The sequence below is a fragment of the Pedobacter suwonensis genome (assembly GCF_900111825.1).
GTDB classification, from domain to species: domain Bacteria; phylum Bacteroidota; class Bacteroidia; order Sphingobacteriales; family Sphingobacteriaceae; genus Pedobacter; species Pedobacter suwonensis.
The window spans coordinates 52324-65098 of record NZ_FOJM01000011.1 but is presented as its reverse complement, the minus strand read 5'-3'; the positions used below and the strand labels follow the sequence as shown (position 1 = coordinate 65098).

Below are 12775 nucleotides of genomic sequence, written 5' to 3'. Positions count from 1 at the left end.
AAGCATGGAATTATTTTTTCAAAAGACACAGAAGTATATAAATGCGTGTTGTTTTTAGGAAAGCAGGTTTGGAAGCGTTTAGGTTATTGTAGTCCCACTGTCCGCTTTACTTCGTGCTCGCTTCCATTGGGTTTAGGTGGCGGCAGCCGATACTAAAATTTAGGGTTGCAGGGTGCAAATGTTATGTGTTTAGGATTGTTTTAGGAGTTTACAGCATTGTCCTGTGTGCCTAAACCTGATCGCAGCGAACACGGAGTGCAACGGAGTAAAGCGAAGAGCAGGAACAAACTTTGATATGGAATACAGGTTTTGCTTTCCAAAAGCCAGAAAATCTTTAAATGTGGGGCCTTTCAAGGAAAGCAGTTTTCGGAGTATTTAGGTTACTGTAGCCCCAATTTCGCTTATAGTCCTCGCTGCGCTCCAGGCTATTCCGCTCATTCGATGGTTATCGGATCGTGTTTAGGTGGCACATACGATAAGGAGATTTTGAGTTTGCCAAAGTATAATCTACTATGCCTTTAAAATCTACATGGGTTTATCAGCACTGTTTTTTGTGCCTAAACCTGATCGCAGCGAACACGAAGTGCAACGGAGTAAAGCGAAGAGCAGGAACAAACTTTGATATGTAATACAGGTTTTGCTTTCCAAAAGCCAGAAAATCTTTAAATGCGGGTCTTTTTAAGGAAAGCAGTTTTCGAAGCACTTGGGTTACTCTAGTCCCGCTTTCGCTTATAGTCCTCGCTGCGCTCCAGGCTATTCCGATCATCCGATGGTTATCGGATCGTGTTGGGTGGCAGGGCAAATAAGAAGATTTGGGGTTGCCAAACGCATAATCTACTATGCCTTTAAAATCTACATGGGTTTACCAGCACTGTTTTTTGTGCCTAAACCTGATCGCAGCGAACACGGAATGCAACGGAGTAAAGCGGAGAGCAGGGGCAAACATGGCCATGGAATACAGGTTTTGCTTTCCAAATTGAAAAAAAATTAGATTATTTTTTCGAAAGCACTAGAACTTAATAAATTTCTCGATCTGCTCATTGGTAAATTTTACCGTATCAGGCTGATGGAGGTTGCCTGCTTCATCTAATTCGGTTTTGATATTCGGAATATGCAACCTTAAGGGTAAAATATTGAGGTGGATGTAATGACAAACGCCTGTAAAATGATCTACACCACGGATATTACCGTATTTACCGGAAGAAATGCCAACCAGAGCTGCTTTTTTATCGTAAAAACTATCCGGGAAATTACAGGCATCGATTAATACTTTTAGTACGCCTGGGTAGCTTCCATTATACTCCGGCATAATGAACAAAAACTTTCCGGTGCTGTTGATCATGTTCTGGATTTCCTGGAAAGCTTCCGATCGTTTGCCATACATATCCGTGTTCAAAACATCTGCAGGCAGGTGTTCCAGACTGAACAGATTGGCATCGACTCCTTTTTCTTTTAATTGCTTTTGGTAATATTTAGCAACTTTTAGCGTATTGCTATTAGGCCTGTTGGTTGTAGCTATAATCGTGATCATGGATAATTGTTAATAAGATGTGTAAAACCCAAATATGCTTCTTGCTAAAATTGCCATATAGTTTGTATCTTAGCTGATTGTGAAAAAGGCCGTAAATAACGCAAAAATAGAACTTTTTTGCCAATTTAAACGCATAAATAACACAGCCCAAATAAACGTTAAGTAAATTTCTGATACATAGATGAGCAAAATTATTGCATTAGCAAATCAAAAAGGTGGCGTTGGTAAAACAACTTCATCTATAAACCTGGCTGCTAGTTTAGCCGTACTGGAATACAAAACTTTACTGGTAGATGCTGATCCTCAGGCCAATTCAACTTCAGGTATCGGTTTTGATCCACGGAATATCAAAGATAGTGTTTATGAGTGTATCATTAACGATATTGATCCGCTCCAGGCCATCCAGAAAACGGATACCCCAAATTTAGATTTATTGCCGGCACACATCGACCTGGTGGGTGCAGAAATCGAGATGATCAACCTCAACAACCGTGAGTATAAAATGAAAGCGGTTTTGGAGAAAGTTAAAGATCAGTATGATTTTATCATCATCGATTGTTCGCCATCTTTAGGTTTAATTACCATTAATGCGTTAACTGCTGCCGATTCGGTTATTATTCCGGTGCAGTGCGAGTATTTCGCACTGGAAGGTTTGGGCAAATTGTTAAATACCATCAAAATTGTTCAGAACCGCTTAAACCCTGACCTGGAAATCGAAGGTATTTTATTAACCATGTATGATGTTCGTTTGCGCTTATCAAACCAGGTGGTAGAAGAGGTGAAAACGCATTTTAACGAATTGGTTTTCGATACCATCATTCAACGTAATACCCGTTTAAGTGAGGCACCAAGTTATGGTGTTTCGGTGATTATGCACGATGCGAATTGCAAAGGTGCCATCAACTATCTGAACCTGGCCCGTGAGATTGTAAAGAAAAACGGCCTTTTAAAGGAAGAAGAAAACATTGGAACAGCAACTTTATAAATTATAGATGACATCTTTTCAGCGAAAAACAGGTTTAGGAAGAGGGTTAAGTGCGCTTTTAGATGATAGCGAATCTACTCATCCGCCTAAACAACAGGTAAATGCGGTGAGCGAAACCGAGCAGATTGGCAATATCAGTCACGTAAGTTTAACTGAAGTTGAAACCAATCCTTACCAGCCCCGTACCGAATTTGATCAGGTAGCTTTAAATGAACTTGCCGATTCGATAAAGGTGCAGGGTTTGATACAGCCCATTACGGTTAGAAAACTGTCGGCTAATAAATACCAGCTCATTTCAGGTGAACGCAGGTTCAGGGCTTCGAAGCTGGCTGGTTTAACGCAAGTGCCTGCCTACATCCGCAGTGCCAACGACCAACAGATGTTGGAAATGGCCCTGATCGAAAATATTCAGCGCGAAAATTTAAATGCCATTGAAGTTGCACTAAGTTTTCAGAGGATGATTGATGAAGTGGGTTTAAAACAAGAGCAATTAGGCGAACGGGTGGGTAAAAACCGTACTACGGTTACCAATTACCTGCGGTTGTTAAAACTTCCGCCTGCAATTCAGGCGTCCATCCGCGATCAGCGAATTAGCATGGGACATGCAAGAGCATTGATTAATGTTGACGGGGTAGACAAACAATTGTTCATCCACCAGGAAATTTTAGAAAAAGGCTTATCCGTACGTAAAGTGGAAGAACTCGTGCGTAATTTGCAGCATATTCCTTTAAAAGCCAGCGAAAAGCCAAAGGAAAAAGCGGTTTCCTTTCAATATCAGAAATTACAGGATGATCTGGCATCTAAATTCGCTACCCGTGTAAAGTTGAAGGTAAGTCAGAACGGTAAGGGCGCAATAGAAATTCCGTTTATGAGCGATGAAGACTTAAACCGGATTCTGGAATTATTAGACTGGTAATGCAAAAGACTAAGCTTTTTATACTGGTTGCTACATTTGCATTTTTTCTGGTGAACTTTGCCGCTGCGCAGGTTAAGGATACTTTGATAAAACCCGCTGATACCTCAAAGATCAAATTATCCAAATCTTTAGATACCGTGGCTAAAAAACCGATAACCAGAAAGGATTCGATGAAAGCCAGGTATGTTAACCCAGGTAAAGTTGCCGGTAGGAAAGCTGTTTTCAGATCGATGATTATACCCGGCTGGGGGCAATTGTATAATATTCAATTGCTTAATGATGGTTATGGTACCAGGGCCGGAAAAAGCCAGTTTTTTCAAAAGCTTTACACAGGTGGTAAAATCGCGGCTATTTACGGCGGTGCCACTGCACTTACTTTATCGCTAATGGACAGCCGGAAAAATTATAAACGTTTTTTGGCAGAAGCACAATACCGTGAGGATCATCCTGGCAAAAAATTAGATTTGACACAATACAGCAATCAAGGTATTCTGGATGGGAAAAGTTTATACAAGCGGAATTCGCAGATTGTGTATTTTTCTTACGGCTTGCTGTATGCAGCCAACATTATAGATGCCTATGTTGCAGCCCGCCTGCATTTCTTTAATATTGATGACAATCTTTCTTTCAGGGTAATGCCGGCTGTAATGGGTGCCGATTCTATGTACGGTTTCAATTTGACGCCGGCGCTAAAATTATCTTTGACGTTCTAATGCCGTAAGCGATCATGGATAGCAATAAAAGAACAAATATTAAGATCGCGATAATTGCGACCTGGACGGTTAGGGTTGCCTACTAAAATGATAACTGAAAAAACAAACATAACGAAATGAAAATTGCGCTTTTAGGATATGGCAAAATGGGGCAGATTATCGAAAAATTTGCAGTAGAACGTGGCCATGAAATTATTCTCAAAATAACGATTGATAATCAGGAAGATTTAACCAGACAAAATTTGAAAACAGCTGATGTGGCTATCGACTTCAGCACGCCTGATTCGGTTTTAAAAAATATTGACGCTTGCTTTGATGCAAATGTACCCGTGGTTGTAGGAACAACGGGTTGGTATGGGAAATTGCAGGAAGTAAAAGATGATTGCGATAAAAGTAACAATACTTTGCTTTATGGGTCTAACTTCAGTATTGGCGTGAATTTGTTTTTTAAACTTAATCAAACTTTGGCCAGGTTGATGAATAATTATCCCGCTTATGATGTGCAGGTAGAAGAAATTCACCATACACAAAAGCTTGATGCACCAAGTGGCACAGCCATTACCCTGGCAGAAGGAATCGTGGATAACCTGGATAGGAAACAGGAGTGGTTAAATGAGGTAGTAGGAACTGATGTTGAATTATTTCCGAAAGCCGAACAACTGCTGATCGAATCGCATAGAATCGAAAACATACCAGGTACGCATACGGTGATTTACAGTAGCGAGGTAGATGAAATAGAAATTAAACATACCGCGCATAACAGAGCTGGTTTTGCTTTAGGTGCAGTTGTAGCGGCAGAGTGGTTGAAAGATAAAAAAGGATTTTTCAGCATTACTGATATTTTTGAATAAGCAAAAGTTTTCAGTTAGCAGTTAAAGTTTCCGGTTCACAGATTAACCAATCAGGAAATAAAACTGTGAAACGACAGTAAAGGATTACAGATAACCGGTGGCCGATTTGATAAATCGCTAAACCAAAAATAAGACATATGAATTATAAATTCTGGCAACGAAAAAAAGATGCCCCAAAGAAGAAAAAAACGAAAACCCGCGAATGGGTTGATGCAATTGTATTTGCCGTCGTGGCCGCAACGATCATCCGTGTGTTTTTTATCGAAGCCTATACCATTCCATCCGGTTCGATGGAGCGATCCTTACTGATTGGCGATTTCCTTTTTGTAAGCAAGGTTAATTATGGCGCACGTATTCCCATGACGCCGGTTGCTTTTCCTTTTGCTCACCACACCATGCCTTTAACCACATCTACCAAAGCTTACTGGGATGGTGTTCAGTGGAAATATCACCGTTTGCCAGGTTTGTCTAAAATTAAAAGAAACGATGTCGTGGTATTTAACTTTCCTGAAGGAGATACCGTTGCTGTAGAAAACCAGGCAGAAAGTTATTATGCTTTGGTACGGAGCATGGGCCGGGAACAGGTGAGGAGTACCTATACCATTGTAGACCGTCCGGTAGATAAGCGCGAGAATTTTATTAAAAGATGTATTGGTATTCCGGGTGATGTCATTTCGATGCGTAATGGCATTGCTAATGTAAATGGTAAAGATGAACCTTTAAAAAGTACGGGGATGATGCCGTATCGTATTGAGTTTAAAACCATGGACTTTAATTACGCAGCCCTTGATGAGTTTAATTTAAACCTGGGAAGTGTACCTGCAGTAGCTGCGAATACTTACATCGTAGATGCTACACCCGAAATTGCTGAAAAGCTAAAAACTTTTGACTTTGTAAAATCAGTGACATTGAGTCCTGACCCTGCCGGAGCCGTTCCGGGCGGCGTTTTTCCAAACGATCCAAACAGGGTATGGAACAGGGATAACTTCGGACCGATTAAAATCCCTTCAAAGGGTTGGACTGTTAAAATAGATAGCAATACCATGCCATTATATTACAGGGCAATCAGAACTTACGAAGGAAACAAAGTTGAACAAAAGGCCGGGGTTTGGTATATAAATGATCAAGTAGCCACAACTTATACTTTTAAAATGGACTACTACTGGATGATGGGGGATAATCGCCATAATTCAGCCGATTCGCGTTACTGGGGATTTGTGCCTGAAGATCATATTGTGGGTAAGGCTTTATTTGTTTGGATGAGCTGGGATAGCACCGCATCTTTTTTACATAAAATAAGGTGGAGCAGGCTGTTTATGGGGATCCATTAATAGAATATAATTCTTTAAAGAGGGCGGATAATCAAAGATTATTCGCCCTTTTCATTTACAAAGCATTTATAATTAACTTTTAAAAAAAATTAAAAAGTATACTAATGTTTTAAAAATATTTTTTAAGTTTGAATTGTAATCAAATATCATGTCTGTAATTGTCGCTAAAAATCAGCTGCTTAGGGCTGGTGTTATCAAGCATTTGTATTATAAAAAATCGCTTTCGCTTACAGATCTGAGTAAGCTAACGCAAAAGAGTTTGCCTTTGGTTACCGCCGTTGTTAATGGTTTAATAGCTGAAGGTTATATTACAGAAGAGGGTTTTGCGCCATCAACAGGTGGCAGAAGGCCGGCAATGTTCCTGATTAATCCGAATCTGAAGAAATATATTGTTGCCATTGCAATGGATCAGCTTACATCCAGGCTAACCATTTATAACCTTTCGAGAAAAATGGTTACACCTATTCAGACTTTAGAATTTGAGCTGTCATCAAATGAGTGTAATATTGGAGACCTTATTGATTTCATCAATAGCAGTATCGATCAATCTAAAATCAACAGAACAGACATTCTAGGAGTTGGGATAGGTATGCCAGGTTTTGTCAATGCTGATGAGGGCGTTAACCACTCTTTTCTTAAAGTTAAAAAGGGAACAACTTTACAAAAATACCTTTCTTCGAAAATCAATTTACCGGTACATATCGACAATGATTCCAGTTTGATTGCACTGGCCGAATTAAATTTCGGAGAAGCCGTTGATTTAAAAGATGTGATGGTTGTCAATATTGGCTGGGGAACAGGTTTGGGAATCATCGTAAATGGCAAATTATACCGGGGTAGTGGCGGCAATGCCGGTGAATTTAGTCATATTCCGCTTTCTGACAGCGACAATTTGTGTTCTTGCGGCAGAAGAGGCTGTTTAGAGGTTGATACCTCTCTATTAGTAATGGCTAAACGAGCAGAAGAGGCCATAGCTGCAGGTGCAGAATCGAGTATGATGGCATTGTTCAATGATAAAAGTAAACATCCTGCAGATCATTTCTTACATGCTGTACGTGAACAAGATCCGGTAGCCATATCTGTTTTGGCAAAAGCGATTTTTCAATTGGGTAAAGGAGTAGCCACTTTAATACATCTGTTAAATCCTGAATGTATTGTTTTAAGCGGGCGGGGCGCAAAGGCGGGTAAAATGCTTTTGCCGCCGATACAACAAGCCATTCATGAATTTTGTATTCCCCGGATAGCCGAACAAACCGAAATAAAACTCTCTACCCTAACAGATGAAGCCGAATTATTGGCCGCTGGAAGTTTGGTAATCGAATATAACCAGTTCCATTAAATTGGATAGCTAACAAATAGAAGATCAATATTTAACCAAAACCAATTCGATATGAAGAAATAAAGAGGCTCACTGTAAAGTCAACAATTATTTAAACTAATCTAAAACTAAACTAAAAATTATGAAAAAAATGTACTTAAGGTGTTTGAGTATATTATTGTTATGTTTTATAACAATAAGTGCTTTTGCACAGAAAAATGTTACCGGTACGGTAAAAGACGCATCAGGACCCCTTCCTGGCGTAAGCGTTTCTATTAAAGGAACATCCAAAGTAACACAAACAGATGCTTCTGGAAAATTTTCAATAAATGTACAGCAGAATGATATACTCGTGTTTACTGCTGTAGGTTTCCGTAGAAATGAAGTAACAGTCAATGGGCAGAATTCATTCAGCATAACATTGATAGAAGACGCAAATGCATTAAGTGAGGTTGTAGTAACTGCACTAGGTGTTAAAAGAGAAGCTAAATCTCTTGGATATGCAGTTAGCACAATTTCTTCAAAGGAAATTACCCAGGCGGGAGCAACAAACTTTGCAAGCGCAATGTACGGTAAAGCACCTGGAGTTAGAATTGCATCAGCACCTGGTGGGGCAACTAGTGGTGTAAATATTAATATTCGAGGCGTAAATTCAATTACTAATAAAACGCAGCCCCTAATTGTTTTAGATGGTGTACCTATCCGTGATGGTGAATATGCTAATAATGATTATTGGGGAGACCAGCGTATGAGAGGAAACGGTTTATTGGATATTAATAATGAAGATATTGAAAGCATATCTATTTTAAAGGGAGCCTCTGCTGCAGCTCTTTATGGTTCAGAAGCTGTGAACGGTGTTGTGTTAATTACCACTAAGAGTGGCAAAGGTGCTAAAGGATTTAGTGTTGATTTTAATGCTAATTACACTCATGATAAAGTAGCTTATTTGCCCAGATATCAGAATGTTCGTGGTCCTGGTATTGACCCTTTTTACTCAAACGCTGGCCAGGCAGCAGATGGGTTTATCTACCAGGATTTGGATGGAAATGGTAGTAAAGAAACTAGAGGTGTTGGTGCCTTTAGCATCAATTTTGGTCCCTTATTTGACGGAAAACCTACGCTTACTTGGGACGGACAAATTAGACCTTATGAAGCTCAGATTGATAACTACGCTAAATTTTTTCAAACTGCAAATAATTCCAATGTAAATGTAGCCATATCGAATACGACGGATAACTCAAACATTCGCCTATCGCTAACACGTCAAGATAATCAAGGCGTGAGTTACGGTACAAAAAACGAAAAGAATATTGCCAATTTAAATACATCGTTTAAGTTAGGAAAAAGATTTACAACTGATCTGATTGTTAATTACATCAATCAATACACACATAACAGGCCATTTATGGTAGACCGAATGATTAATAACTTTACAGGGATGATCGGTCGGTTTGATAATCCGGAATGGTACAATGCCAGATATAAAACCAGTAGAGGCTATAAGTTTGTAACTGGTACCAATCAGAGTTTAACTCCATCAGAAAACATCATCTATCCAGGGTTTAAAGCTGATGTTGCCGATTATATTTGGAATGTCAGAGAAAATAATGAAAATGAGTTCAGTGATCGTATTATCGGTAGTTTAACCAATACTTTGAGTATTACTGATAATTTAAAACTAAGAGCACGTGTTTCATCGGATATCACTTCACAAAAAACTGAAACTTCAAAACCAAATGAAGTTCCAATTGCCTTTAATCCGAATTCAGGATTTTTCGGTTTAATGAATTACAATAGCAAAATCCTTTATGGAGATGCATTGCTTACTTATTCAAAGAAAATTACTAAAGATATAGGTATTACTGCGATGGGCGGTTACACAGCCACACGTGAAACCTATAACTCAGTACAACGCGAAACTAATGGAGGTTTAAGTGTCGAAAACTGGTATGATTTAAGTGCATCGAATAACATGGCGACTTTTAATAATGGTTTAAACTATCGTAGAACATTGGTTAAGGATGCTCTTTTAGGAACATTGAATGCTAGTTTTAGAGATTATCTATTTGTTGAAGGGACAGTACGCAGAGATAGAACCTCTACTATGAATCCTAACGAGAATAGTTTTGTTTATCCTTCTGTAAACTCTGGTTTCGTGTTTTCAGAAGCATTTAAATTGCCTGAAGCAATCAGCTATGGTAAATTGAGAGCCTCCTGGGGTATCGTGGGTAATTATCCCTCAATCTATTTGGCTAACGTTGCTTACACACAAAATACTTTGGGTACACAAGGTGGTTCAAATTCAGTGCTTTATACTACCATTCCCACCTCATTTGGGAATGAACTCATTAAGCCTGAACGTAAAAAAGAACTTGAGTTTGGATTGGAAATGCGTTTCTTAAAAGACCGCCTACGTTTGGATATGTCATATTATAACGCACAGATTAACGACCAAATTTTACCATTAACGATCCCTTCATCATCGGGAGCAACATCTATTTTAGCCAATGTTGGTACCCTGAGAAATAAAGGTTTAGAAGTTGCATTGAGTGCTACACCAATAAGAACGACTAATTTTAGTTGGAATTCTACCATTAATTTTTCTAACAACAAAAATGTTGTAGAGAAATTAGCCAATGGTGCAACCGAACTAATTCATGCAGATTACGATGGTAATGCAGCTCAGTTAAAATCAATTGTAGGACAGCCTATGGGTGATATATACGTACATCCTATTGCAAGAGATGCAAATGGAAATGCAATTATCAACAGTGATGGCTTATACAAAATTGATGCAAATAATATGATTAAAGCGGGCAATGCAATGCCAAAAGTGATAGGTGGTTTTATCAACAGCTTTGCCTATAAAAATTTCTCTATGGATATTGTGATGGACTTCCGGTATGGTGGCCATGTAATGCCGACTGGTATTAACTGGATGATTAGCCGTGGTTTGCTTAAAGAAAGCTTAAATTATATGGATACCGAAAGTGGTGGTTTAACTTACTACCGAAATGCAGCAGGTATTGGAATTCAAACCACAGGAACTCAAGGCCCAAATGGAGAAAAAGTATATCATGATGGTATGCTTATGCAGGGTGTATTAGAAAATGGTCAGGCAAACACCAATGTAATTTCCCAGTCTTATTATTACTGGAATACGTACAATTGGGGAGGTCCACAATATAGTTCATCACGCTACGAACTTTATGTAATTAAAAATAACTACATCAAAATGCGTGAAATAACCTTTGGCTATAAAATTCCGGTTACCGTAGCTAAAAAAATAGGCGCCAAAAACTTGCAGGTATCTGCTTTTGGAAGAAACTTATTTTATTTATACAGAACAATTAAGGATTTGGATCCAGAGCAATTAACCTCAGGTTCAAGGTGGACACAAACCATTACAAATGCCGGTTCCAATCCAGCAACAAGAACTTTTGGATTTATGGTAAGAGCAGGATTTTAATCAATGGTATTTTAAAGAAATTAAAATGAAAAAGATATTATCAAATATTGCGATAACTTTATGCTCAGCCTTAGTTATCACATCATGTAAAAAATCCGAATTTGGAGACGCTTACAGAGATCCGTCAAAGGTAACAACATCAACAGTAGCCAAGCAATTTGCCGGATTAATTTATACCAACCGTGAATATGTGGTGCCTAGTTACTGGAATTATTTTGTGGTACAGCGAACCTCGGTTAATCAGTATACCCAAGCGGTGGGTTGGGCGAATGCAATTGGTCAGTATGTTCCGCCTTCTGGTGGCGTGAATGATAGGTGGTCAAATTATTATAATTTTTTGGCTCAATATAGAGAACTTCAAAAAATTTACAATGCGTCAACACCTGCTGAACAAGCAGACAATCGTATCTTTATGATAACAGCAGCAATTTACTTTTATGATCATACTCAAAAAGTTTTGGATTTGCATGGTGATATTCCATGGGCAGATGCGGGAAAGCTTAGCTCTAACGGTGGTGATTACAGTACATCCTATGCCAAATATCAAAGTGCAGAAAGTATTTACTTAACTATGCTAGATGATTTGAAGAAATTCTCCGATGATTTATCAACTATCTCAGTTTCAGGAGCCCCGTTAGCAGCTTTTAAAACACAAGATCTAATTAATAAAGGAAATATTGTTTTATGGCAAAAGTACTGTAATTCGTTACGCCTTCGGATATTAACCCGGATTTCTGCAGTAGGTAGCCTTTCAGCCCGTTCTAATTCGGAAATTGCTTCTATCCTTGCAAATCCTACGAAATATCCGCTATCGCTAGTAAATGATGATAATATTCTCTTAAAAGTTAAAGATCTCGCCAGCGATATTAATGCAAAGGGTTTTCAAACCGGTTTAGAAGATTGGAATGGAAATATTGCCGGAAAAAGAATGATTGACCACATGAAAACCAACGCCGATCCACGTTTAAGAGCATTGTTTGAGCCAGGTTTAAATGCAGCTGGAGTATATAACGGCTTAGATCAGTCATTAGACGCCACGGCACAAACTACATTAATTAATGGAGGTACAATCTCAATTTATAACCGTTCTACTGTTAGTCGAAATCAATTTTTTCCAGGTGTATTAATTACTGCGGCAGAAGTAAACTTTTTACTTTCAGAATATTATTTAAAATCAAATAATGATGCTTTGGCAAAATCAACTTATGAAGCAGGCATTAAGCAATCAATTAATTTCTATTACTGGGTTAGAACGTTAAGCAATGATAACACTGCAGGAACTTTGGCTCCAACTAGTGATACTGAAATAAACCTTTACATAGCACAGCCAGCTATTGCCTGGGCAGGTTCTAATGCATTAAAGTTAGGCTTAATCGCAGATCAAAAATGGCTGCATTACAATGTAATCGAACCTATTGAAGGATGGGCGGAGTTGAGAAGGTTAGATTTACCAGTTTTAACCTATCAGGTTGATAATTCAAGTCAACAAAAACAGCCTCCATTCAGGTGGGTATACCCTGCACAGGAAATTTCTTTTAATGCTGCAAACTACAGCGCTGTTGCGTCGAAAGATAAATTAACTACCAAGTTATTTTGGGATATCAACTAAAAAATAATTATTCTTTTTAAAAAGGGTAGGAAATTTCCTGCCCTTTTTTGTC

Annotated in this window: 9 protein-coding genes; 8 read left to right on the top strand and 1 reads right to left on the bottom strand. The window is 38.6% G+C overall.

The window, feature by feature from the left end; translation table 11 throughout:
- Positions 1–1009 precede the first annotated feature (1009 nt).
- Positions 1010–1531, bottom strand: coding sequence for an NADPH-dependent FMN reductase (locus BM107_RS15050; protein WP_090984758.1), 522 nt, complete (start codon positions 1529–1531; stop codon positions 1010–1012).
- A 181-nt stretch (positions 1532–1712) separates the two neighbouring features.
- Here BM107_RS15050 and BM107_RS15045 point away from each other — a divergent pair, with 181 nt between their 5' ends.
- From BM107_RS15045 to BM107_RS15010, 8 genes are all read left to right on the top strand, one after another.
- Positions 1713–2516, top strand: coding sequence for a ParA family protein (locus BM107_RS15045; protein ID WP_090984756.1), 804 nt, complete (start codon positions 1713–1715; stop codon positions 2514–2516).
- A 7-nt stretch (positions 2517–2523) separates the two neighbouring features.
- On the top strand, positions 2524–3432 hold the full coding sequence (locus BM107_RS15040) for a ParB/RepB/Spo0J family partition protein (protein ID WP_090984754.1): 909 nt from the start codon (positions 2524–2526) through the stop codon (positions 3430–3432).
- A complete protein-coding gene (locus BM107_RS15035) occupies positions 3432–4145 on the top strand; it encodes a DUF5683 domain-containing protein (protein ID WP_090984752.1) in 714 nt (237 codons plus the stop codon). The genes BM107_RS15040 and BM107_RS15035 overlap by 1 nt, the downstream gene beginning before the upstream one ends.
- Before the next feature lie 116 nt (positions 4146–4261).
- Positions 4262–4996, top strand: coding sequence for a 4-hydroxy-tetrahydrodipicolinate reductase (gene dapB / locus BM107_RS15030; RefSeq protein ID WP_090984750.1), 735 nt, complete (start codon positions 4262–4264; stop codon positions 4994–4996).
- Between the two features lie 137 nt (positions 4997–5133).
- Positions 5134–6327, top strand: a complete 1194-nt coding sequence (gene lepB / locus BM107_RS15025) for a signal peptidase I (RefSeq protein WP_090984748.1) — start codon at positions 5134–5136, stop codon at positions 6325–6327.
- Positions 6328–6475: 148 nt separating this feature from the next.
- On the top strand, positions 6476–7666 hold the full coding sequence (locus tag BM107_RS15020; RefSeq protein ID WP_090984746.1) for an ROK family protein: 1191 nt from the start codon (positions 6476–6478) through the stop codon (positions 7664–7666).
- 121 nt (positions 7667–7787) lie between these two features.
- Positions 7788–11114: a SusC/RagA family TonB-linked outer membrane protein gene (locus tag BM107_RS15015; protein ID WP_090984744.1), complete on the top strand. Its 3327-nt coding sequence runs from the start codon at positions 7788–7790 to the stop codon at positions 11112–11114.
- A 25-nt stretch (positions 11115–11139) separates the two neighbouring features.
- On the top strand, positions 11140–12723 hold the full coding sequence (locus BM107_RS15010) for a SusD/RagB family nutrient-binding outer membrane lipoprotein (protein ID WP_090984742.1): 1584 nt from the start codon (positions 11140–11142) through the stop codon (positions 12721–12723).
- Positions 12724–12775 lie beyond the last annotated feature (52 nt).

Coding starts and splice junctions, on each gene's coding strand:
- BM107_RS15050 (WP_090984758.1), bottom strand. CDS start 1,531: ATGATCACGATTATAGCTACAACCAACAGGCCTAATAGCAATACGCTA.
- BM107_RS15045 (WP_090984756.1), top strand. CDS start 1,713: ATGAGCAAAATTATTGCATTAGCAAATCAAAAAGGTGGCGTTGGTAAA.
- BM107_RS15040 (WP_090984754.1), top strand. CDS start 2,524: ATGACATCTTTTCAGCGAAAAACAGGTTTAGGAAGAGGGTTAAGTGCG.
- BM107_RS15035 (WP_090984752.1), top strand. CDS start 3,432: ATGCAAAAGACTAAGCTTTTTATACTGGTTGCTACATTTGCATTTTTT.
- dapB (WP_090984750.1), top strand. CDS start 4,262: ATGAAAATTGCGCTTTTAGGATATGGCAAAATGGGGCAGATTATCGAA.
- lepB (WP_090984748.1), top strand. CDS start 5,134: ATGAATTATAAATTCTGGCAACGAAAAAAAGATGCCCCAAAGAAGAAA.
- BM107_RS15020 (WP_090984746.1), top strand. CDS start 6,476: ATGTCTGTAATTGTCGCTAAAAATCAGCTGCTTAGGGCTGGTGTTATC.
- BM107_RS15015 (WP_090984744.1), top strand. CDS start 7,788: ATGAAAAAAATGTACTTAAGGTGTTTGAGTATATTATTGTTATGTTTT.
- BM107_RS15010 (WP_090984742.1), top strand. CDS start 11,140: ATGAAAAAGATATTATCAAATATTGCGATAACTTTATGCTCAGCCTTA.